Below are 20975 nucleotides of genomic sequence, written 5' to 3' on the forward strand. Positions count from 1 at the left end.
CGCGACCATTATAATAAAGCTGTTTCAAAACCTGCATCTTGAAGATACGACAAATAATCATCGAGCATGGATTTCAAGATAGGAAGAGATTTCTGTTGGTCGTGAAATACAATTACCGAACCATTCCGCGTATACTTGATGGCCTTTTCCAGACATTTTTCTGGTGATTGTCGCTGATCATAATCTCCTGTCAAGACATCCCACATGACCAACTCCAGGGATGCGTCAATTTGCTTGAATTGACTTTTCTTGATCCTGCCGTAAGGTGGACGAAAAAGTTTCACCTCCATATCCAGTATCTCTTGGATGATTTCTTGGCAAGCTTTGATTTCTTCAAGGTAAAGCGCATCGGCTGTTTTAAAACCATTGACATGGTGGAAAGTGTGGTTGCCTACACCATGACCTTGGCTCTGAACAGCTTTGGCTAGCTGAGGATGTTTACGTACATTATCTCCAACCATAAAAAAGGTCGCTTTCATTCCTCTTTTTGCTAATAGCTCCAAGACAAAATCCGTCACTCCTGGTACAGGTCCATCGTCAAATGTCAAGTAGATTTTATTGACTTTCCTATCCCGATTCCAGGTGACTTCTTTGAATATCTTAGGAAAGAAAAAGGGTATATGGTGAATGATCATGCTTATTGAAATCTAAGGCTCATCAAGGTGATGTCATCAGAGCGCTCTTTTCCATTCGAAAATCTATCTAATTCCTCAAAAAAGTCTTTGTGGAAAATTTCTGGATCTACACAAAGTTGTGTTTTGATGTATTTTTCAAAGCGCTCATCTCCATACTCCTCTCCTGCCTCATTGAAGCTCTCGGTCAAGCCATCTGTATAGAGATGTATGCTGAAACCTTTCAAATGAGCACGATGTCCGACTTCCATAAATGGCAAGGCTTCAAAAGCCCCAAGAATCGTGGTGCCAGCGCCAAGTTTTTCGCTTCGCATCTCCCCTTCCCAACACAAAATTGGCGCGTTGTGCCCCGCATTGATGTAGGAAAGCTCTCTGGTTTTGTAATTGTAATACCCCAAAAAAAAGGTAATAAACTTCTCTCCATTGGTGTTTTCAAAAATAGTGTAATTCAATTGTTCCACGATCATTTTCAGATCGGAGGTACTTCTGAGTAAAGTTCTCAAAGCTGCCTGAAAATTGGACATGAGCAATGCCGCTGGCATTCCTTTACCCGACACATCGGCTATACAAAAGAAAACCTCATCTTCAGACTTTCTAATCAGATCATAATAATCTCCTCCTACGGTAGAATGAGGTATATAGGTCACTTTCGCTTTGAGCTTCCCCCCATCTGGTAGATTGGCAGGAAATAGCATCCGCTGCACATTGGATGCTATCTCCACTTCTCGCTTCAATCGCTCCTGCTCCAATTGTCTCCTTGCAAAGCGCTTATTCTCCAAAGCTACTACCAAGATATTGGTCAATGCTTGCGTAAAATCAAGGTCTAGCTCTAGGGAATCATCTTTCTTTTTGAGAAAAAGAATGGCGAGCATTTTATCCTTGTGATAAACGGGCAGGTATGTTTCCAATTCAGCAAAGGAATAGCCTTCCTCCACGATGATATTTAAGGCTCCACTTTCCTTGTCATCTTTTACACTATCCAAAGGGATTTTATCAGGGACTTTAGCTTTGATACCATGTGCTATACTTTGGGCATAGCCTTCCTGATCTGCTACGTAAAGGATCATGGATCTGATATTCAAATGCACCAAGCAAGTGAATTTGAATATATTTAAAAGAACAGAGGAGGTCTTGTTTTCATTGATAGCCTGTGTGATCTCCAGCAAGGCCTTCAATTCCAATTCTTTTCTTTGATATTTGAGCGTTTCTGAAGTCAAGGGGAATTTTTATAGTGCGTGATGGTTCATCAATCCTTTTTTGGTCGCCAGAAAATAGAGTTCCTTGCCTGAAGCCATTAGGTCGATCTTGGTGAAAATTTCCAAGTCAGGTTCTTTGAGACATTTGATATATTCTTTTTCAAAAAGGGATTGCAAGGTACTCAGGAGTATTTCATCCTCCCAACCCAATACCTCTTTGAGGTAAGTGTAATGCTGAACAAAGTACAGCTCGTCAATCAAATCAAATTCTCTATCTGTCATATTGAAGTATATAATCGCTAAATTATGGCTTTTTGATGATTCAATAAGGTTAAATTAGAAAATTTAAGATAAAGTATATGAGTATCCGCAATGTTTCATGTTATAAAAAATAAGGCATTACATTATGCGAATACTTATCAACAGACAACAGTCAACGAAATTGAAATCGTTCATTCTATCATTAATTGTTCGGCTACGCGCCAATAAGCGGATATACATAACAAAGTATAAAGCTGGATTAAACTCGAAGTAAATCTGGAAATTACTCTTATCCCCTACCTTTCCAATGATAATTTCCTCCAAATACTTTGACTACAGTGAAGATCACATAAAATGGATGTATCATACTTGTCCTTAACAAAGCCTGCATTGGTACTTCGTATTTTAAACTCTTCAATACTTTACCCAATGCTATCCATTCTGCCATCAACTTCATTGTCCAGAGTATACCCAAAGCTATCAACCCACAAGTAAAATCAATAAAAGTCAAAGTAAAACTTCCTAACCAAAATAGCTGTAAAAGGGCTGGCATAAAAGAAAACAAGGCATGCAACCTATTATGCGCTTTCCACTTAGATGCCCATCTAACCCTTTGGTCAAATAAGGATGCCCAATCCTTATGAGCATTGGTCATTACCAAACAATTGGGGCTATTTTGATATACTACAGCAGATGCTCCGTACTTACTGGTTATTTTTTTGAGAAGAAATTCATCATCACCTGATGCGACTGCTCTATTCCCTGCATAGCCTTCTACGGCGATAAATGCACTTTTACGGTAGGCCAAGTTTGCTCCACTACACATCAAGGGCTGCTTCATTTTGATAGAAAAATTGGATACCAATAAGATGCTTGCCCAATCAATCTGTTGAAATTTATGAAAAAAAGAATTTCCACTTTTAGTCAACACAGGACCTGCGACAAGTTGTGTACCCGTATTTTGAAAACCGTAAATCATCTCTTTTACCCAATATCGAGGCAAAACACAATCCGCATCAGTGGTCAAGATAATTTCACCAGTCGCTCGCTGAACGCCAGTTTCTAAGGCAGCCTTTTTACCTATTCCTGAAGAGGTTAGGACAAGATGATCGAAGCTACTACTCTGCTTGCCAATCAAAGCAACAAGCATTTCCAAAGATTCATCTTCGCTATGGTCATTGATCCAGACTACCTGCATGTGATCCATATCGAGTTGTTCAATGGAGTGGAAAATTTCAGGCAAATTATTTACTTCATTTCTAAAAGGAACCAAAAGGCTGACTGAATGAATGTTGGATATTGTGCCAGACATATCCTGCTCGCTCGACCATTTTGAAGCGAGTAGTAGCAAGGTAATGGCATAAACTATCCCAACAAAAAGAGCCAATATTATCATGAATTGAATTAAATTGCAGCGATGGGTAAAGAAGAGAAAAAAGCGCCAAAGGAAAAAATAATTTTAGGAATTGACCCTGGTACCAACATCATGGGTTATGGTTTGATTCTGATTGAAGGCAAAAAGTACAGCTTACTACAATTTGGCGTCATCCATCTCAAAAAGTACAATACGCATGAATTGAAACTGAAAAAGATTTTTGAAAGGGTCACTGGAATCATTGATGAATTCAATCCCGATTCAGTAGCCCTTGAAGCTCCTTTCTATGGGGAAAACATACAATCCATGCTCAAGCTGGGTAGGGCACAAGGCGTGGCCATGGCAGCGGCATTGGCAAGAGAAATCCCGATCACGGAATATTCTCCAAAGAAGGTAAAGCAGTCCGTCACGGGTAATGGAAATGCTTCCAAGGAACAAGTGGCTGAGATGCTCAAAACCCTTTTAAACATCAAGGAATTACCCAAGCTCCTGGATGGGACTGATGCATTAGCAGTGGCTTTATGTCATCATTTCCACGACGGTAGGATTCAGTCTAGGGGAAGAACAGCTGGCTGGAAATCATTTTTAGAAGAAAACCCAGACCGAGTGAAAGGCCTATAAAAAAAACCGCTCTATGATTCTAGAGCGGTTTTTTTATTGGTTTGATGTATATTAGAAACTGTAACCAAGAGATAATTTAAATCCTCTGTTATAGATAGCTGCGTCTGAATCTTTGAAGACAGGAGAAGTTCCGTAGTCATAGCTCCCTTGGATATTCAAGCCCTTGGGCAAGTTATAACCTATACCGACAACAAAACCTAGGTCTGTTTTGGTAATGGCATCTGTTTCATAACTGAATGAGGACCCAAAGAAATCCCCTTCAAATCTTGAACCTGTCAGAAAAGAAGCTTGAGGACCTCCAAAAACATTCAAGCCATCAGATAGGTAAAGTCTTAAAAGTAAAGGAACATCTACGTAGTTAAGAATTGCTCTGCTATTAGCAAAATCATCATTCTGTGTACCCTTGATCGAGTAATACACCCCGGGCTCCAACGCAATTCTAGAACCTAAGAACATATTGGCATAAAGCCCCCCATGAAAACCTACGCGATTGTCATAGTCATTATTGGAAGCATCAGACCCACCGAAATTGAAAAAATTAGCACCACCTCTGATACCGAATCCTCCAATTGCATCATTTCTATCATAATTCTGTGCATTGATATCAAATGTGAACAATGCCAATACTGCAAATAATAAAATGGATTTTTTCATAGTAATAAATAATAGTTGGTTATAGTAATAAGTTCTCCAAGACCATGCCAAAAAAATACCCGAATGTCGTCATCCGGGCTTCAACTTATTTTACAAAGATGACAATCAGCTACTTATCTTTTTATCGACATAGCTAGAGTTCATGATACTCAAGGCTCCCATGTATTTCAGCCCAAACTTAACTGTATCACCCACCTTGTAATTCTTTGGATTAAGGCCAAGGTTGAGGATGATCATATCCGAACTTGCCCCTAATATTTCCAACTCACCATCCTCTGCGATCAGGTATTTGGGATCTACATCTAGCAGTCCAATATCTAAGATTGCTCGGTAGGAAGATTTCCCGTATAAGCTTTCATCTATTTCAATTACTTCGCCTTGTGGATTGGCTGCCAAGGAGCCAGAAGGCAACATGGGTTTTTCCTGCATCTCGATAATTTCTGCAAAGAGCTCAAAAACATCACCATTCATCCCCTCTATCACTTTCTCTTCAAATAAATCCACACCAAAATAAAGCGTTTCTCCCACCCTGAAGTGATTGACTCCTTTAGGCAATTGCTTGTGCAGGAGCAACGGGATGGTCACAGATGTACCTGCAGAGACCCAAGGAATTTTTTTATTAAATTTCAATTCAATGATTTGCTTGTATAGAGAAAGCTGAATCAATTTATCAGCTGAAGGCATCACACCATTGAGACAGTTGAGGTTGGTTCCTAGACCTACGATTTCTATGTTGGGTAAATCGAAAATCTTCGCATAGAAATCTATCAGGTGATCACCCATGACTCCTTCACGCAGGTCTCCTGTTTCCACCATGATGATAATCTTATGCTTTTTATTTTGATTGACAGCTTCTTCACTGATCCACTTAATAGTAGTGAGCTCACTATTGAGGCTGACATCTGCATATTTGACCATTTTAGGGATATTCCTTTTGGATGCCGGCTTGATATAAACCGTCTGCACACTTGGCTCTATTTCCTTGACTTTAGCCAAGTTGCTGATTCTTGAATCATGAATTTCTCTGACACCTAAGCTGATCAGTTCATTCAAATAGGTTCTATTACCACAGAAAAGCTTGGATACCACTCCCCAAGAAATATTTTCTTCCTCGAAGATATCCTTGAGGTAATCGAAATTCTCCTTGAGTTTTCCTTTATGTAAATTTAAAAATGCCATGATTTATTATTGGTTTTGAATAGATAAATAGTATGATGCAAAAGTCTGAATTGGAAGCAGATTAACCTTATTCCCAATATTTACTGATATTATCCTTATGCTACAGGGTTAGATATTAATCAGTAACCCATAATTAGCCTTATTTTTTCAACCTCATTTCAAGGTACTTATTGGTAAAGCCTAATTTTTCGTAGAGTTTTCTAGCTGGGTTATCCGGCTCTACATGAAGTGCAATATCACCATTGGCCATATCGATGGCTGTCTTCATTAATTTTTGGCCCACTCCCTTACCTCTTTGAGAAGCATCTACAGCAATATAAACCAAAATATTCTCAGGAATATAACCTGACATACCCGTTTTATTCATAACTACAGCTCCTACAATTTGATTACCTTCTCTTGCCATCACAGTAAATCCACCTTTATCGACAGCCTGATCGAGTGCATAATCAAGACATTTCATGATGTCATCTATGGGATCTCCATATTGCTCTAGGTGCGTAAAAAGAAAATCTGCTATCTCTTTTTTCTGAAGGTAGGTTGCATGATCGAGTGCTGATAGGGTTTCAATTTTAAGCATATTTATAATTTTATTTTGAATGAATCGATTTTCTACCGTAGTATACAAGCAAATACATTGCTAAAGACGTAAAAACACCGAAAAAATTTGGATCTAATCCAAAAGGTAGGCCAACATCAAGGATTCCAAGCCCGGCAGTTACAGCTCCTCCCGACAGCATGGCAGTCAAGGCGGCGTATGGATCTTTCTTCGAAGAGAACAAGCCAAACAAAACTGGAATCAAAAGACCTGACACCATAAAAGCATAAGAATATAGCATCAGGTCTAGTACATTGGTCATTTGCAAAGCCACAATTAGCGCAATGGCTCCTAAAATCAATGTGAATAGTTGCGAATAGCGAATTTGAATTTTCTCTGATTTTCGATTGAGCCAACCACCAAATATATCCGTACTTAAATTCCCCGAGGCTGCCATCAAGCAAGAATCAGCTGTAGACAATACCGCTGAGAAATATGCTGACATCATCAAACCTAGAATTCCCGATGGAAGAATAGTTCTTAGCAAAACAGGAAGACCCATCTCCGGATCTAAATTCTCTACATCGAAAATCAAAAGGCCTTGTTCAAATGCCACGCGAGAAAGTAATCCCAAAGACACTCCCATAAAAGCCATGATCGGCCACTCGAAAAGACCAGCGATAAACCATGCTTTTTTAGCTGAAGCTGTATCTCTGCTAGCAAAAATCCTTTGGTATAAGGTCATACCAATAAACCAAATTGGCAAAATGGTAATTCCCCAGTTGGCAAAATCCTGCCAAGTCAAATTGGTTAAGGTAAAAAATTCAGGTGGCAATGTCTGTCGGATTACTTCCCAACCACCCACATGATAATAAGCCACAGGTAGCCCAATAAAGATGAATCCAAGCATTAAGATGATCCATTGCACCGTATCCGTGTAGATCACAGCTTTGAGCCCTCCCAGTACAGTGTAGACTACAGCAATCGCACCCATGATCCAAAGTGCTTGGGTGATGCTTAATACCTCGAATGTCCCTGCTGCTAATTTCGCTCCTGCAAGGAGCTGGGAAGATGTAAAACCTAAGTAGCCTATCAAACAGATCGCTGCCGCTACAAGACCTGCTTTTTTGTCAAATAGAAAATTGAAAATCTGAGGAAATGTATAAAACCCTCCAAATGCCTGATCCTGCTTGACTCTTGGAATTAAAAAAACAGCAGCTAACCAAGCACCAAACAATCCAGTAAAGAGCATCCAACTTCCTGAGAGCCCCATCACAAAACCTAAGCCACCTAAGCCAACAGAGAAACCTCCTCCTACATCAGTAGCCACCACCGACAGCCCGATATGCCAACTACCAATGTTTCGACCACCAACGTAATAATCGTCTTGATTTTTATTCTGATGCATGAAGTAGTACCCTACTCCCAACATGACCAACATGTACCCGACAAATATGCCTAGGTCGATGTAATTCATGAGCTCCCTTTCTTCTTTGTTTAACTAAAATTAAAATTGGATATAAACTTAAAGATACGCAATCTCAATGGGGGCTAAAAGGATACGCTAATCTAATTGGCAGATTAGCAAAATATTAAAAATTTGCCTTCTAATAATCCCATGAACAGGTATCAAAAGCAAAGAGCCGGACTAGCCGGCTCTTCTAAATATACTACTACTGTTCGTATTACAGCGTATCACTGCTCACTACTGCAGAAAAGTATTCTCTGTTCATTCTAGCAATGTTGGTAATGCTGATACCTTTTGGACATTCTGCTTCACAAGCACCAGTGTTGGTACATGCACCGAAACCTTCTGCATCCATTTGAGCCACCATTTTCTCTGCACGGATTTTCCTTTCAACTTGTCCCTGTGGCAATAGAGCCAATTGTGACACTTTAGCAGAAGTAAATAGCATGGCAGATGCATTTTTACAAGCAGCTACACAAGCACCACATCCAATACATTGAGCAGCGTCCATCGCCAAGTCAGCGATTGACTTAGGGATAGGAATCTCGTTGGCATCAGGCACACCTCCTGTATTGACTGACACATACCCCCCTGCTTGGATGATTCTATCGAATGCTGATCTATCTACCACCAAATCTTTCATTACTGGGAAAGGCTTTGCTCTCCAAGGCTCGATCGTGATCACATCACCATCACTGAAAGATCTCATGTGTAATTGACATGTAGTCGTCTGCTGCGGACCGTGAGGCTTCCCATCGATGTACAAGGAACACATTCCGCAGATACCTTCTCTACAATCATGATCGAAGTGAACTGGATCCTCCCCTTTTTCAGACAAGTTTTCGTTCAATACGTCCAACATTTCGAGGAAAGACATGTCTTTAGAAATGTCAGAAATTTTATATTCTTTAAAATCACCTTTGTCGGCGTTGTTTTTCTGTCTCCAGATTTTTAAGGTTAAATTCATAGCTCAGATGAGTTTAATACTTTTCTATTATTTGTAACTTCTTTGGGTCAACTTCACATTTTCAAACACAAGAGGCTCTTTGTGCAATTCCTCTTCTTGTCCTTCACCCAAATATTTCCAGGCTGCTACATATGCAAAGTTTTCATCATCTCTCAGAGCTTCGCCTTCAGGAGTTTGGTATTCTTCCCTGAAGTGACCTCCACAAGATTCATTTCTGTGAAGCGCATCATCTACCATCAGCTCTCCCAATTCTAAGAAGTCAGATACTCTATTTGCTTTCTCCAATGATAGATTCAATTCTTCATTGGAACCTAATACGTTTACATTGGTCCAGAATTCTTTTTTCAATTCTTTGATCATGGCCTTTGCCTTAGTCAAGCCTTCTTCTGTTCTGGCCATACCGCAGTAATCCCACATGATCTTACCAAGCTTCTTATGGAAATAATCTACAGTCTTCTCTCCCTTGATGCTCAGAAGCTTCTGAAGTCTATCGCTTACCTCTTTCTCAGCTTTTTTGAATTCTGGATGATCTACTGGAATTCTATCAGCTGAATTTGAAGCCAAATAGTCTCCAATGGTGTAAGGAATTACAAAATAACCGTCAGCAAGCCCCTGCATCAAAGCAGAAGCTCCAAGTCTATTGGCACCATGATCAGAGAAGTTAGCTTCTCCAAGTGCATAAAGACCAGGGATAGTTGTCATCAAATTGTAATCTACCCAAAGGCCACCCATGGTGTAGTGTACAGCAGGATAGATCATCATCGGTACTTCGTATGGATTATCACCAGTGATTTGCATATACATATCGAAGAGGTTGCCATACTTTGCCTCGATCACATTTCTACCATCTCTTTTGATAGCATCTCTGAAATCCAAGAATACTGCTTCACCAGTTTCGTTTACCCCTCTTCCTTCATCACATACATATTTGGCATTTCTAGAGGCCACATCACGCGGTACCAAGTTTCCAAACGAAGGATATTTTCTTTCTAAATAATAGTCTCTATCCTCTTCCTTGATGTCATTTGCAGTGATTTGACCTTTTCTTAACTTTTCAGCAGTCTCTACAGTAGCAGGTACCCAAACTCTACCATCATTTCTCAATGATTCAGACATCAAAGTCAATTTAGACTGATGATCACCCGATACAGGGATACAAGTTGGGTGAATCTGAGTGAATGATGGGTTGGAGAAGAAAGCACCTTTCTTGTGCGCTCTCCATGCAGCAGTCACATTAGATCCCATAGCATTGGTCGAAAGGAAGAATACATTTCCATATCCACCAGTACAAAGCAATACTGCATGAGCGCTGTGTGATTCAATAGCTCCTGTGATTAGATTTCTAGTGACAATTCCTCTAGCCTTGCCATCGATCATCACCACATCCATCATTTCAGTTCTTGGATAAAGCTTCACTTTACCATTGGCTACTTGTCTACTCAAAGCAGAGTAAGCGCCCAAAAGCAATTGTTGTCCTGTCTGTCCTTTGGCGTAGAAAGTTCTAGAAACCTGTGCTCCACCAAATGAACGGTTGGCCAACAATCCTCCATATTCTCTTGCAAAAGGTACACCTTGCGCTACACACTGGTCAATGATATTTACTGAAACTTCAGCTAGTCGGTACACATTACCTTCTCTTGCCCTGTAGTCACCACCTTTGATGGTATCATAGAAAAGTCTGTAGACAGAGTCGCCATCATTTTGATAGTTTTTTGCAGCGTTGATACCACCCTGAGCGGCGATAGAGTGTGCTCTTCTAGGGCTATCTTGGAAACAAAATGCTTTCACATTGTACCCAAGTTCTGCGAGTGATGCAGCAGCAGAGGCTCCGGCAAGCCCAGTACCTACTACAATCACATCATATTTTCTTTTGTTGGCAGGGTTGACCAACTTGACATTGAATTTATGTTTGGTCCATTTATCAGCCAATGGGCCTTCTGGTATTTTGGAATCAAGTATCATCGATCTTTTGATTTTAATTTCTCATTTAATTAACTACTAAACTGGCTACTAGTTTTGAAAAAACATCACCAAGGGTATCAATGCAAATAAAGCGGGTATCAAAATCGAAAAACCCAAACCAACTTTCTTGATCAATGGAGAATATTTCACGTGATTCAAACCCAAGGTCTGAAATGCACTCGCAAAACCATGTGATAAGTGGAAGGCCAAGAAACCCATACTCAAAACATAAAATGCCACATAAAGTATGTTACCATAGGCATTAGCAACGATGGCATACACATCCTTGAATTCCACTCCTTCATAAGAAGTCATAGGAACAGAACCAAACTTAATTTCATAATAGAATCCCTTTAGATGGACAATTAGGAAAATCAGAATAATGGTACCCAAAATCCCCATGTTTCTAGACGCCCAAACACTGTTGGTCGATGCCTTAGAAACAGCATAAGCAACCGGTCTGGATTGCTTGTTTCTTCTAGTTAAGATGATAGAGTAGATGACGTGAAGGAGGATAAAGGCAAAGTTTCCGATAGAAACTACTCTGATAAAAGGATTGCTAGCCATGGTGGCTGCATACTTATTGAATGATTCCCCACCATCAGGGAACAATAACTGAAGATTACCTGCTAAATGTACTACCAAGAATAAAATTAGAAATAATCCAGTGAGAGCCATCAATAATTTTTGGCCCAATGTGCTACTTAAGGTCTTAGATACCCAGCTCATATTTTTTGATTAGATGTAGAATGTTTACAGATTATACTTTGGGCTCAAATTTACACGTGGAAAGTTTAGCAAACAATCAAAGCGCAATCGTTTGAACTTATTTTAAAACGTTCTAAATAGAGCCTCAAAATAGGCCTCTTTTGGGTGAATTAATTTGATTTAGTAACCAACTGTCTAATTTTATTGTTTCATATTAGGTAATAAATTCTCCATCCTTTAGTTATTTTCGTATATCTTGTCAACTATAAGAAAGGCATCCATGAAAATTCAATATTTACTTTTATCCTTCTTGGCGCTAGTTCTCTGTATCTCCCAAGAAGCTTTGGCAACACACATCCGTGCCGGGGAGATCATCGCCGAGAGAGTATCTACTCAAACCCTCACCTATAGGATCACTGTGGTCGGTTACACTGATACCCGTTCCAACGTTGTATTCGGACCAGGGAGCATCAATTTTGGTGATGGCAGGGAAGTTCAATTGAACACCGAAAGTGATTTTGTTGTGACAGAAGCATTGGGTAACCAAATAGAAAAAAATACTTTTGTCATTACCCATACCTATCAAGGACCTGGCGAATACATTATTCGTTTCAAGGAATTTAATAGAAATGATAATACTTTAAACATGGATAATTCCGTAGATACGCCTTTCTATGTAGAAACCATGATTAGAATTGATCCATTTTTTGGGGTAAATAATTCCCCCGTATTGACCATTCCGCCTGTAGATAATGGTGGTGTCAATATCAGATATATCCACAATCCAGGCGCATATGACCCTGATGGAGATAGCCTGGCCTATTCCATGGATATTCCTAAGCAAGATTTTCAAAGAGCTGTTAATAATTACAGAAGCCCTGCTTCATCAGAATTTAGCTTCAATAGAGAAGATGGAGGCACCCCGCCGTTTTTAACCTTGGATCCAAGAACGGGTGACTTAATATGGGATGCGCCAGGATTAGCAGGTCAATATAATGTAGCCTTTAGAATTGAAGAATACAGGAAAATAGATGGGCAGTTTAGATTGATAGGCTATGTGGTGCGTGATATGCAAATCATCATTGAAAACACCAACAACCAAAGACCTGAATTGATCCTGCCTGATGACCTTTGTGTGGTAGCGGGAACTAATATCGAAGAGATCATCCAAGGCTCAGATCCTGATGGAGATCCTATAAAAATTGAGGTTTTCGGTGACCCGATAGAAATATCATCCTCGCCAGCATCTTATTCTCCTGTATCAGTTTTCCAACCAAGTCCAGGTATTGTCAATTTCAATTGGCAAACGGTATGTAGTCATGTGAGAGAAAGAGAATATCAGGTAAGAGTCAGAATCACTGACCAACCACGGTCTGGTCCTGCATTGGTTGATATTCGAACTTGGAATATCCGAGTCATCGGACCTCCTCCCGTTATTGATGATATTGTGCAAGAGCAGGGCCGATCTGTGGACATCAAATGGGATCCATATACTTGTGGTAGCACTGCTGAGACTATGCAAGTATGGAGAAGGCTGAATAGTGACCCATACGAGCCAGATTCATGTGAGACAGGAATCAGGGCTGGATATGAACTGGTAGGAACTACTAATATGGGCACTTTCAATTTCCTTGATACTAATGGTGGAGAGGGACTCTCACCAGGTAATACATATTGTTATAGACTAGTAGCAGGTTTTCCTGCTCCAAGATTGGGAGAGAGTATTGTTTCTGAGGAGTTTTGTGTGACAGTGGATGTGGATGTACCCTTGATTACCAATGTAAGTGTAGAAAACACGGATACCAATGATGGAGAAATCCTGATCAGGTGGACTCCTCCCTATGATATAGACGCGGAGCAATTCCCTGGACCATTTACCTATGAATTGGTGAGAAGTACAGGCTTTACAGGGAATCAAAATAGGGAATCTATCATTACGACATCAGATACAGTCTTCACAGATACTGGACTCAATACTGAAAACCTTGTATATAATTATCGAGTTCTCTTACGCGAAGGCCAAACTCTGATAGATAGTTCTAGTACAGCTTCTAGTGTACGTCTGGAGCCAGTCATCATCAATGAAGCCATAGAATTGAATTGGTCATTTACAGTTCCTTGGAATAATTTGACCTCGGAGTTTAGGCACGAAGTATATAGAAATAAAACAGATGCTGATGCCCAAGATGCGGATACATTTACATTGATAGCAGAAGTAGATGTAATCGCTGATGGTTTTACTTATTTTGATGATGGCAGTCATAATGGTATCCCTTTGAGAAAAGAGATAGAATACTGCTACTATGTCATCACCAAAGGGTCTTATAATGTGGACCTCCTCACTTATCCTTTGGAAAACAAATCTCAGATCATCTGTGCAAGACCAGATGATGACCGCTTGCCTTGTCCTCCAATTTTGGCCTTCGAAGGGCCAGCGTGTAGTGAGTTTCTGGCTGACAAGCCATGTGGCTTCAATTCATTTGAGCATAACCTAAGCTGGGAAGGCGACTTTACTGGTGAGTGTGATGATGAATTGAGTGCATATAGACTTTATTTTAGTACTGATGGTGAAGATGGTGAATTTACGCTAATCCAAACTTTACCTGCCATCAGTAGCACGGCTAGAATCACCAATCTACCAACCTATAAAGGTTGCTATTACATCACCGCAGTAGATAGGTCAGGTAATGAAAGTGACCCAAGCAATATCGTATGCGTGGACAATTGTCCTTATTACGAGTTACCTAATGCCTTTACTCCTAATGGAGACGGAGCAAATGATACTTTCATGGCTTTTGACAATCCATTTGCTAAATGTCCGCGATTTGTGGAAGGTGTAGAAATATTCATTGTCAACAGGTGGGGCGTAGAAGTGTTTAGCTATAATTCTTTCACAGCCAATGAATCCGACATTTATATCAGATGGGATGGAAGAGATAAAAATGGAAAAGAGTTGCCAGCAGGGACTTATTTCTACAATGCTGTAGTTCGCTTTGACGCCTTCGATCCAGCCCTAAGGGAGCAAAAGATGAAAGGAACCGTACAAATAATTCGATGAGAATTCAAGACCAATATAAAGTAGTTTTATTTGATGGGGTCTGCAACTTATGTAACAATGCTGTGGACTTTATCATCAGAAAAGATAAAAAAAATAGGTTTAAAGTAGGTGCCTTGCAAGACGAGCAGGTCAAAGAAATCTTAGAAGATTATACCATTGATTCAGATTATTTGGATTCGCTCGTATTGATAGATGGTGATCAAGTATATTACAAAAGCACTGCAGCGCTTCATATTTCAAAGAACTTAGGAGGCTTGTGGCCATTATTATATGGGCTTGTAATCTTACCAAAAATTCTTCGTGACCCCATTTATGATTGGGTAGCGAGAAATAGGTATAGGTGGTTTGGCAAAAAAGAAACATGCAGGCTGCCTACCGAAGAAGAAAGGAATAAATTTATTTGAGTATCTAAAACAACCGAGAGGGAAGTGATCAAAAGATTGCTTCTCTTTTTTTTGATATATTTGTTTCGAATTTCAAATTAGAAAATAATGAAAGCATATGTTTTTCCGGGACAAGGCGCCCAATTTTCCGGAATGGGAAAAGACTTGTATGAAAGCAATCCAATCGCAAAAGAGTTGTTTGAAAAAGCCAATGAAATATTGGGCTTTAGTATCACAGATATCATGTTTGAGGGTTCGGAAGAGGACTTGAAGCAAACAAAGGTCACGCAGCCTGCTATATTTTTGCATTCCGTAATCTTGGCTAAAACCAGTGAAAACTTCAAACCAGACATGGTGGCAGGTCACTCTTTGGGTGAGTTTTCAGCTTTAGTTGCCAATGGTACTTTGGCATTTGAAGATGGATTGAGATTAGTCTATCAAAGGGCACTTGCGATGCAAGAAGCCTGCGAAATCAATCCTTCTGGAATGGCAGCCATTCTAGGACTAGAGGATGCGAAAGTAGAAGAAATCTGTGCTGCTATCCATGGTGAGATAGTTGTCGCTGCTAATTATAACTGCCCTGGTCAATTGGTCATCTCTGGCTCAAACAAAGGCATAGAAATCGCCTGTGAGAAAATGAAAGAGGCGGGCGCCAAAAGAGCCCTTCCCCTTCCTGTTGGTGGAGCATTTCACTCTCCGCTGATGGAGCCTGCTAGGGAAAAACTACAAGCAGCCATTGAAAACACGACTTTCAATGAACCTTCTTGTCCTGTTTATCAAAATGTGAGCACTACAGGTGTCAGCGATGTGGCAGAAATCAAAAAGAACCTGATTGCCCAATTGACCGCACCTGTGAAATGGACTCAGTCTGTGCAACAAATGGTGGCTGATGGAGCGACGGAGTTTGTAGAATGTGGCCCAGGAAAAGTACTCCAAGGGCTTGTAAAGAAAATACACAAGGAATCAGAAGTTTCCAGCATCTAATAATAAAAAGCCCGGTCTCAGAACGGGCTTTTTTGATAGATATCCACACTTGATTCATCTTGACATCGCGCCAATATTTCACGATTAGTCAATTTTAGTGTAGGATGCTGCTGATCAGGAAGGATTTCAGTCAATGGTATCAACACAAACTGTCGCTCTGGTAAATAAGGATGCGGTATTTTTAAATGATCTTCTGAAATGACCAAATCATTATAATATAAAATATCAATATCCATGGTTCTGTTTCCCCATTTTTCCTCCCTAATTCTTCCTAATTCATTTTCGATATTTTGGATAGTCTTTAATAATTGATTTGGCGATAAGCTTGTATTCAAAACTAAAACTTGATTGAGGTAGGCGCCTTCAGAATTCCCTCCCCAGGCGGCTGTTTCATAAATGGAGGAGCTTTTGTCTAAAGGACCCACTCTATCGATAAGCTTTTTGGTAGTCTCTGCTATCAATAGTGCTCTGTCTCCAAGATTGCCCCCTATGATCAATACGACAGTATTCTTTTGAATTAATCCCATGGTCTGTTTATCCATAAATAAAATTACAGTATTTTAGGAGCTTAATTAGAATTAAATATGAAATTTCTAGGAAACGTCTTAGCTGTTATAGTCGGGTTATTGGTATTCTCGGTGCTCAGCTTTTTTATTTTAGCAGGAATCATTGCCATTGCTTCATCTTCAGATAGTGATGTCAAAATCAAAGAAAATACCGTTTTGGTACTTAATCTCAACGGAAGAACCATTGTAGAAAGGACAAATGATGATGATATCGATTTATCGTCTTTCGGTCCATTTGGCTCTGCTCCTACCATCGGTTTGATGAATTTGAAAACAGCCATCAACACCGCCAAAGACAATGAAAATGTCAAAGGTATCTACTTACGTAGCGGAATGCTCTTCGCTGGTCAGTCCATGCTGGAAGAACTCAGAAATGAATTACAAGCGTTTAGAAATACTGGCAAGTTCATCATCGCCTATGATGAAATATACACAGAAAGTGCCTATTTCCTCAATTCGGTAGCCGATGAAGTCTATCTCAATCCGCAAGGCGGAATTGAGTACAATGGCTTTTCTAGTGAAATCATCTTTTTCAAAGGCTTATTCGAAAAACTGGAAATTGAGCCAGTCGTATTCCGTGTAGGTGAATTCAAAAGTGCTGTGGAGCCATTTCTTTTGGATAAAATGAGTGAGGAAAACAGACTACAAACTACCTCATTTCTAAATGATTTGAATGATTATGCCATTTCCAAAGTAGCAGAAAGTAGAGGAATTGCTTTTGATAGCTTGAAGGTTATCAATTCCAAAATGTTGGTAAGAAAAAATAAAGATGCCTTGGATTATGGCTTGGTGGATGGACTTTGGTACGAAGATCAAGTTCGGGATTTGATCAAAGAAAAACTGGGCTTGGAAGAAGATGATAAGATCAATACGATCAATGTGACCACGATCAATAAAAATGCAAAAGCGAAAAACAGGTTGTCCAAAAATAAAATCGCAGTCATCATCGCTGAAGGGGAAATCGTAAGTGGCAAGGCTGATGGCGTAATCGCTTCCGAATCACTCGTGCAAGAAATCAACAAAGCCAAAAACGATAAGGATGTCAGAGCCATCGTTCTGAGAGTAAATTCTCCGGGAGGTTCTGCCTTGGCTTCGGAAGTGATTTGGAGGGCATTGGGTGAAGCTAAGAAAGAAAAACCGCTGATTGCTTCGATGAGTGAACTCGCAGCATCAGGAGGATACTATATCTCCGCCCCTGCAGATACCATCATCGCTCAGCCAAACACCATCACAGGTTCTATTGGGATATTTGGGCTTTGGTTCAATGCAGAAGGCTTATTGAAAAACAAAATGGGAATCACCACTGATGTGGTCAAAACTGGAGAGCTTTCAGATTTCCTCAGCGTGACTAGAAAGCTAACCGATATTGAAAAATCCATCTATCAGGAAACCATAGAAGATGGCTATGATACCTTCATCTCCAGAGTAGCAGAAGGCAGAGGTATGAGCAAGGAAGAAGTATTGCAAGTGGCTGGAGGTCGTGTTTGGTCAGGAATTCAAGCCAAAGAAAATGGCCTCGTAGATTTATTAGGGAGCCTAGAAGATGCCATAGCCATCGCTGCTGAGAAAACAGAAGTAGCCGATGACTTTAAAGTGGTGTACTACCCACAACAAAAACCATGGTTCGAAACCCTGCTAGCTAGCCTAGGAAATGATGTACAATCCCGCTACATGAAAAATAAATTCGGAGACCTTTATCCAGTTATCCATCAACTGGAGGGTTTGAAAAAGTATGAAGGCGCATTGTATAGGACGCCGTTTGATATTGTTATCAAGTGATCGATTATCCGCAAGGACATCTGAACCCATTTTAATCACAAATAATCTTGCGGGTAATCGTCATTGGTGATTAATCAATTAGTTATCAGTGCAAGAATTGCTTTAAAATAGCAGCACTTGGGTGGCATCAGGAAACAAGAATGATATTTATAAAAATTACAAAGCCTGCTTGAAGTTTCAAGCAGGCTTCTGTTTTTTAGGCACATATTGAATTGCTTTCGCGATTACTATGTTGACCATTTAACGGCGAATAGACATCTAATCTTGTAAAAGTACTTTCCATGCATCCATCACTAAGCCTTCTTCGAGTAGGGATTTGGCGTGTTCATGGAGGAAATAAACCATGCTTTCTGGATCATTTTGATACCTGATTTTCATCTCTACAATCTCTGGTCTATCGCCATATTCTAGTATTTCAAACTTTGATGGTAGTGCCTCTACATTACCAAGTCTTCCAAGATTGTTTCCAGTGAGCACTAGACTATTTTTGATCTGATCTGGGATTTGATCTACACCAATTCCCTTGGTCCGAAGTGGTTTGGGGATTTCAAACAAAGCGGACCCATTGGCTCGACAATACCAATCTCCTCCCATCCGAGCGACTGCATCCAATTTGAATGGGTCGATCTTTCCATCAGCATCCAAAATAGCATCATCCACCCTAGCTAAAATCACCTCACAAATAATCAAATTCCCCGCTCCTCCCTGATCACCAAGAGAAATGATATCTTTGACAACACATTCAAAGGCTACAGGTGCTTCTTTTACCCTTGGCGGTTGGACTTTTTCGGAGGGCTCTTCTGTCAATCCTGCTTTGGTAAATTCATTGATCCCTTTGTCATACTCAGTGCTGGATAAGGACATCTGCTCCACCATGGCAAAATCCACGATGTTGATCACCACTTCTTTGACTTCCTGCACATTCTCCAAAGTATGCTTGGTCGTATTGTCCCTGACTCTCCTAGATGGTGAAAAAACCAAGATCGGAGGATTGGAACTGAACACATTGAAAAAACTAAATGGGCTGAGGTTCACTTGTCCCTCAGCATTAATGGTGCTGGCAAAAGCAATCGGTCTCGGCGCCACTGCTCCTTGCAAGTAGGCTTGAAAAGCAGCTGGGGATATGTTTTTCGGGTCTATGATCATGGTCTTATCACACTTATAAAGAAATGCTCCTCAAAATCAAATTTATCAAATCAGATGAACTAGATACAATTGATTCATAAAGTATCAAACAAAAAGTAAAATGAAACGGGTCAAATGACCCGTTCCCTTTTACTTGGTAATCGCTTCCAAGATATCATGCTTGGTAATGATATGAATCTGATGCTTATCATCCCGAACTAAGACTGCCTTCTCTTTGTCCACCATGGAAGAAAGTACGTCTAGCGTACTGTCCAAAGCAACAAACTTCATGGAGTCTTCCATCACTTCCGATACAGGTGCATCTTTCAAATCAGGATTATCAATGATCTTACTCAAGAGCTTGTTGTCCGTCAGGCAACCCACCACATGGTCTCCATCCATGACAGGGATTTGAGATACGCTGGTCTTATTCATCAGTGCAATGGCAGCTTTGACTGTATCAGTTTGCTGTGTGACCAAAAGTTGATAGTCACCATTGCGCGCGGCGATGATATCTCTGGCTGTACCAAAAGTCTTGTCTTCCAAGAAGCCATGATTGCGCATCCAGTCATCATTGTAAATCTTCCCTAAGTAGCGCGTACCATGATCAGGCAGGATGATGACCATGCGGTCGCCCTCTTTGAGGTTTTCCTTGGCATATTCCAAAGCACCATGCACTGCCGAGCCACATGACCAGCCTACAAATAAGCCTTCCTCGCGGGAAAGCCTCCTCGTCATCACTGCCGCATCCTTGTCTGTTACTTTCACGAAGTGATCGATCATGTCAAAATCCACATTCTTTGGCAAGATATCCTCTCCTATGCCTTCTGTCAGGTAAGGATAGACTTCATTTTCATCAAAAATGCCAGTTTCCTTATACTTCTTGAAGACCGAACCATAGGTATCAATTCCTACTGTGACGATTGCTGGATTTTGCTCCTTGAGGTATTTGGCTGTCCCACACATGGAACCACCAGTACCTACACCAGCTGCATAGTGGGTGATTTTGCCTGCTGTATCCTTCCAAATCTCCGGACCAGTCGTCTCATAATGCGCAAGTGCGTTGGAGAGGTTGTCATACTGATTTGGATAAAAAGAATTGGGGATATCTTTGTTCAACTTCTTGGCTACAGAATAATAAGATCTTGGATCCTCAGGTGAAACATTTGTAGGACAGACTATCACTTCTGCACCAACTGCCTTAAGAATATCTATTTTTTCCTTTGACTGCTTGTCAGCCATGGTGAAGATACATTTGTATCCTTTAGCAATCGCAGCCAATGCTAGGCCCATTCCTGTATTTCCACTTGTCCCTTCGATGATTGTACCTCCTGGCTTGAGGATACCTGAGGCTTCAGCATCCTCCACCATTTTGATAGCCATCCTATCTTTCATGGAATTGCCTGGATTGAAGTATTCTACTTTTACCAAAATCTCACCCTTGATACCCTGATTAACCTTATTCAGGCGGACCAATGGTGTATTTCCTATCGTTTCAATTATTGAATTATAAATCATA

At 40.4% G+C, this 20975-nt stretch carries 19 protein-coding genes; 5 read left to right on the top strand and 14 right to left on the bottom strand.

Features of this window, described 5'->3' with window-relative positions; all coding sequences use genetic code 11:
• Nucleotides 1–8 precede the first annotated feature (8 nt).
• The 4 genes from BW935_RS13260 to BW935_RS13275 all read right to left on the bottom strand — a co-directional run bounded on the left by BW935_RS13260 (nt 9) and on the right by BW935_RS13275 (nt 3485).
• Nucleotides 9–635, bottom strand: coding sequence for a polysaccharide deacetylase family protein (locus BW935_RS13260; protein WP_076502206.1), 627 nt, complete (start codon nt 633–635; stop codon nt 9–11).
• Nucleotides 636–637: 2 nt separating this feature from the next.
• Nucleotides 638–1849, bottom strand: a complete 1212-nt coding sequence (locus BW935_RS13265; protein WP_076502208.1) for a PP2C family protein-serine/threonine phosphatase — start codon at nt 1847–1849, stop codon at nt 638–640.
• 9 nt (nt 1850–1858) lie between these two features.
• Nucleotides 1859–2110: a hypothetical protein gene (locus tag BW935_RS13270; protein ID WP_076502210.1), complete on the bottom strand. Its 252-nt coding sequence runs from the start codon at nt 2108–2110 to the stop codon at nt 1859–1861.
• Between the two features lie 268 nt (nt 2111–2378).
• Nucleotides 2379–3485 carry a glycosyltransferase gene (locus tag BW935_RS13275; protein WP_076502212.1) on the bottom strand — a complete coding sequence of 369 codons (1107 nt, stop codon included), beginning with the start codon at nt 3483–3485 and terminating at the stop codon, nt 2379–2381.
• A 21-nt stretch (nt 3486–3506) separates the two neighbouring features.
• Here BW935_RS13275 and ruvC point away from each other — a divergent pair, with 21 nt between their 5' ends.
• Entirely contained in the window at nt 3507–4085 is a 579-nt protein-coding gene (gene ruvC, locus BW935_RS13280; RefSeq protein WP_076502214.1) for a crossover junction endodeoxyribonuclease RuvC, read from the top strand.
• A 51-nt stretch (nt 4086–4136) separates the two neighbouring features.
• Here ruvC and BW935_RS13285 read toward each other — a convergent pair whose 3' ends face one another.
• From BW935_RS13285 to BW935_RS13315, 7 genes are all read right to left on the bottom strand, one after another.
• Nucleotides 4137–4739: a porin family protein gene (locus BW935_RS13285; protein WP_076502216.1), complete on the bottom strand. Its 603-nt coding sequence runs from the start codon at nt 4737–4739 to the stop codon at nt 4137–4139.
• Nucleotides 4740–4844: 105 nt separating this feature from the next.
• On the bottom strand, nt 4845–5918 hold the full coding sequence (locus tag BW935_RS13290) for an alanine racemase (protein ID WP_076502218.1): 1074 nt from the start codon (nt 5916–5918) through the stop codon (nt 4845–4847).
• Nucleotides 5919–6057: 139 nt separating this feature from the next.
• Entirely contained in the window at nt 6058–6498 is a 441-nt protein-coding gene (locus tag BW935_RS13295; RefSeq protein ID WP_076502314.1) for a GNAT family N-acetyltransferase, read from the bottom strand.
• A 10-nt stretch (nt 6499–6508) separates the two neighbouring features.
• Nucleotides 6509–7933 (bottom strand): sodium:solute symporter family protein, encoded by a 1425-nt coding sequence (locus tag BW935_RS13300; RefSeq protein WP_076502220.1) that lies wholly within the window; start codon nt 7931–7933, stop codon nt 6509–6511.
• Between the two features lie 208 nt (nt 7934–8141).
• Nucleotides 8142–8891, bottom strand: coding sequence for a succinate dehydrogenase/fumarate reductase iron-sulfur subunit (locus BW935_RS13305; protein ID WP_076502222.1), 750 nt, complete (start codon nt 8889–8891; stop codon nt 8142–8144).
• A 27-nt stretch (nt 8892–8918) separates the two neighbouring features.
• Nucleotides 8919–10853, bottom strand: coding sequence for a fumarate reductase/succinate dehydrogenase flavoprotein subunit (locus tag BW935_RS13310; RefSeq protein ID WP_076502224.1), 1935 nt, complete (start codon nt 10851–10853; stop codon nt 8919–8921).
• A 48-nt stretch (nt 10854–10901) separates the two neighbouring features.
• Nucleotides 10902–11582 carry a succinate dehydrogenase cytochrome b subunit gene (locus tag BW935_RS13315; protein ID WP_076502226.1) on the bottom strand — a complete coding sequence of 227 codons (681 nt, stop codon included), beginning with the start codon at nt 11580–11582 and terminating at the stop codon, nt 10902–10904.
• Between the two features lie 259 nt (nt 11583–11841).
• Between BW935_RS13315 and BW935_RS13320 the strand changes: the two genes are divergently transcribed.
• The 3 genes from BW935_RS13320 (at nt 11842) to fabD (ending at nt 15986) form a co-directional block, all read left to right on the top strand.
• Entirely contained in the window at nt 11842–14619 is a 2778-nt protein-coding gene (locus BW935_RS13320) for a T9SS type B sorting domain-containing protein (protein ID WP_076502228.1), read from the top strand.
• Entirely contained in the window at nt 14616–15023 is a 408-nt protein-coding gene (locus tag BW935_RS13325; RefSeq protein ID WP_076502230.1) for a thiol-disulfide oxidoreductase DCC family protein, read from the top strand. The genes BW935_RS13320 and BW935_RS13325 overlap by 4 nt, the downstream gene beginning before the upstream one ends.
• 87 nt (nt 15024–15110) lie before the next feature.
• Complete coding sequence (fabD, locus tag BW935_RS13330) at nt 15111–15986, top strand: ACP S-malonyltransferase (protein ID WP_076502232.1); 876 nt, start codon at nt 15111–15113, stop codon at nt 15984–15986.
• Between the two features lie 17 nt (nt 15987–16003).
• Here fabD and folK read toward each other — a convergent pair whose 3' ends face one another.
• The gene (gene folK, locus BW935_RS13335) at nt 16004–16528 is read right to left on the bottom strand and encodes a 2-amino-4-hydroxy-6-hydroxymethyldihydropteridine diphosphokinase (protein WP_245802702.1); all 525 of its coding nucleotides are present in this window, start codon (nt 16526–16528) and stop codon (nt 16004–16006) included.
• A 42-nt stretch (nt 16529–16570) separates the two neighbouring features.
• Between folK and sppA the strand changes: the two genes are divergently transcribed.
• Nucleotides 16571–18331 (top strand): signal peptide peptidase SppA, encoded by a 1761-nt coding sequence (sppA, locus tag BW935_RS13340; protein WP_076502233.1) that lies wholly within the window; start codon nt 16571–16573, stop codon nt 18329–18331.
• A gap of 258 nt (nt 18332–18589) precedes the next feature.
• Here the strand turns inward: sppA and BW935_RS13345 are convergent, their stop codons facing one another.
• Both BW935_RS13345 and BW935_RS13350 read right to left on the bottom strand, forming a co-directional pair.
• Complete coding sequence (locus BW935_RS13345; protein ID WP_076502235.1) at nt 18590–19477, bottom strand: flavin reductase family protein; 888 nt, start codon at nt 19475–19477, stop codon at nt 18590–18592.
• 129 nt (nt 19478–19606) lie between these two features.
• Nucleotides 19607–20974 (bottom strand): pyridoxal-phosphate dependent enzyme, encoded by a 1368-nt coding sequence (locus tag BW935_RS13350; protein ID WP_076502237.1) that lies wholly within the window; start codon nt 20972–20974, stop codon nt 19607–19609.
• Nucleotide 20975 lies beyond the last annotated feature (1 nt).

The organism is Belliella pelovolcani (assembly GCF_900156785.1).
Classification (GTDB): domain Bacteria; phylum Bacteroidota; class Bacteroidia; order Cytophagales; family Cyclobacteriaceae; genus Belliella; species Belliella pelovolcani.

Excerpts from the sequence above, each read along its gene's own strand:
- BW935_RS13325 (WP_076502230.1), top strand. The coding sequence starts at position 14,616 with ATGAGAATTCAAGACCAATATAAAGTAGTTTTATTTGATGGGGTCTGC.
- sppA (WP_076502233.1), top strand. The coding sequence starts at position 16,571 with ATGAAATTTCTAGGAAACGTCTTAGCTGTTATAGTCGGGTTATTGGTA.
- BW935_RS13300 (WP_076502220.1), bottom strand. The coding sequence starts at position 7,933 with ATGAATTACATCGACCTAGGCATATTTGTCGGGTACATGTTGGTCATG.
- ruvC (WP_076502214.1), top strand. The coding sequence starts at position 3,507 with ATGGGTAAAGAAGAGAAAAAAGCGCCAAAGGAAAAAATAATTTTAGGA.
- BW935_RS13270 (WP_076502210.1), bottom strand. The coding sequence starts at position 2,110 with ATGACAGATAGAGAATTTGATTTGATTGACGAGCTGTACTTTGTTCAG.
- BW935_RS13350 (WP_076502237.1), bottom strand. The coding sequence starts at position 20,974 with ATGATTTATAATTCAATAATTGAAACGATAGGAAATACACCATTGGTC.
- BW935_RS13260 (WP_076502206.1), bottom strand. The coding sequence starts at position 635 with ATGATCATTCACCATATACCCTTTTTCTTTCCTAAGATATTCAAAGAA.
- BW935_RS13275 (WP_076502212.1), bottom strand. The coding sequence starts at position 3,485 with ATGATAATATTGGCTCTTTTTGTTGGGATAGTTTATGCCATTACCTTG.
- BW935_RS13345 (WP_076502235.1), bottom strand. The coding sequence starts at position 19,477 with ATGATCATAGACCCGAAAAACATATCCCCAGCTGCTTTTCAAGCCTAC.
- fabD (WP_076502232.1), top strand. The coding sequence starts at position 15,111 with ATGAAAGCATATGTTTTTCCGGGACAAGGCGCCCAATTTTCCGGAATG.
- BW935_RS13285 (WP_076502216.1), bottom strand. The coding sequence starts at position 4,739 with ATGAAAAAATCCATTTTATTATTTGCAGTATTGGCATTGTTCACATTT.
- BW935_RS13315 (WP_076502226.1), bottom strand. The coding sequence starts at position 11,582 with ATGAGCTGGGTATCTAAGACCTTAAGTAGCACATTGGGCCAAAAATTA.
- BW935_RS13305 (WP_076502222.1), bottom strand. The coding sequence starts at position 8,891 with ATGAATTTAACCTTAAAAATCTGGAGACAGAAAAACAACGCCGACAAA.
- BW935_RS13320 (WP_076502228.1), top strand. The coding sequence starts at position 11,842 with ATGAAAATTCAATATTTACTTTTATCCTTCTTGGCGCTAGTTCTCTGT.
- BW935_RS13295 (WP_076502314.1), bottom strand. The coding sequence starts at position 6,498 with ATGCTTAAAATTGAAACCCTATCAGCACTCGATCATGCAACCTACCTT.
- BW935_RS13290 (WP_076502218.1), bottom strand. The coding sequence starts at position 5,918 with ATGGCATTTTTAAATTTACATAAAGGAAAACTCAAGGAGAATTTCGAT.
- BW935_RS13310 (WP_076502224.1), bottom strand. The coding sequence starts at position 10,853 with ATGATACTTGATTCCAAAATACCAGAAGGCCCATTGGCTGATAAATGG.
- folK (WP_245802702.1), bottom strand. The coding sequence starts at position 16,528 with ATGGATAAACAGACCATGGGATTAATTCAAAAGAATACTGTCGTATTG.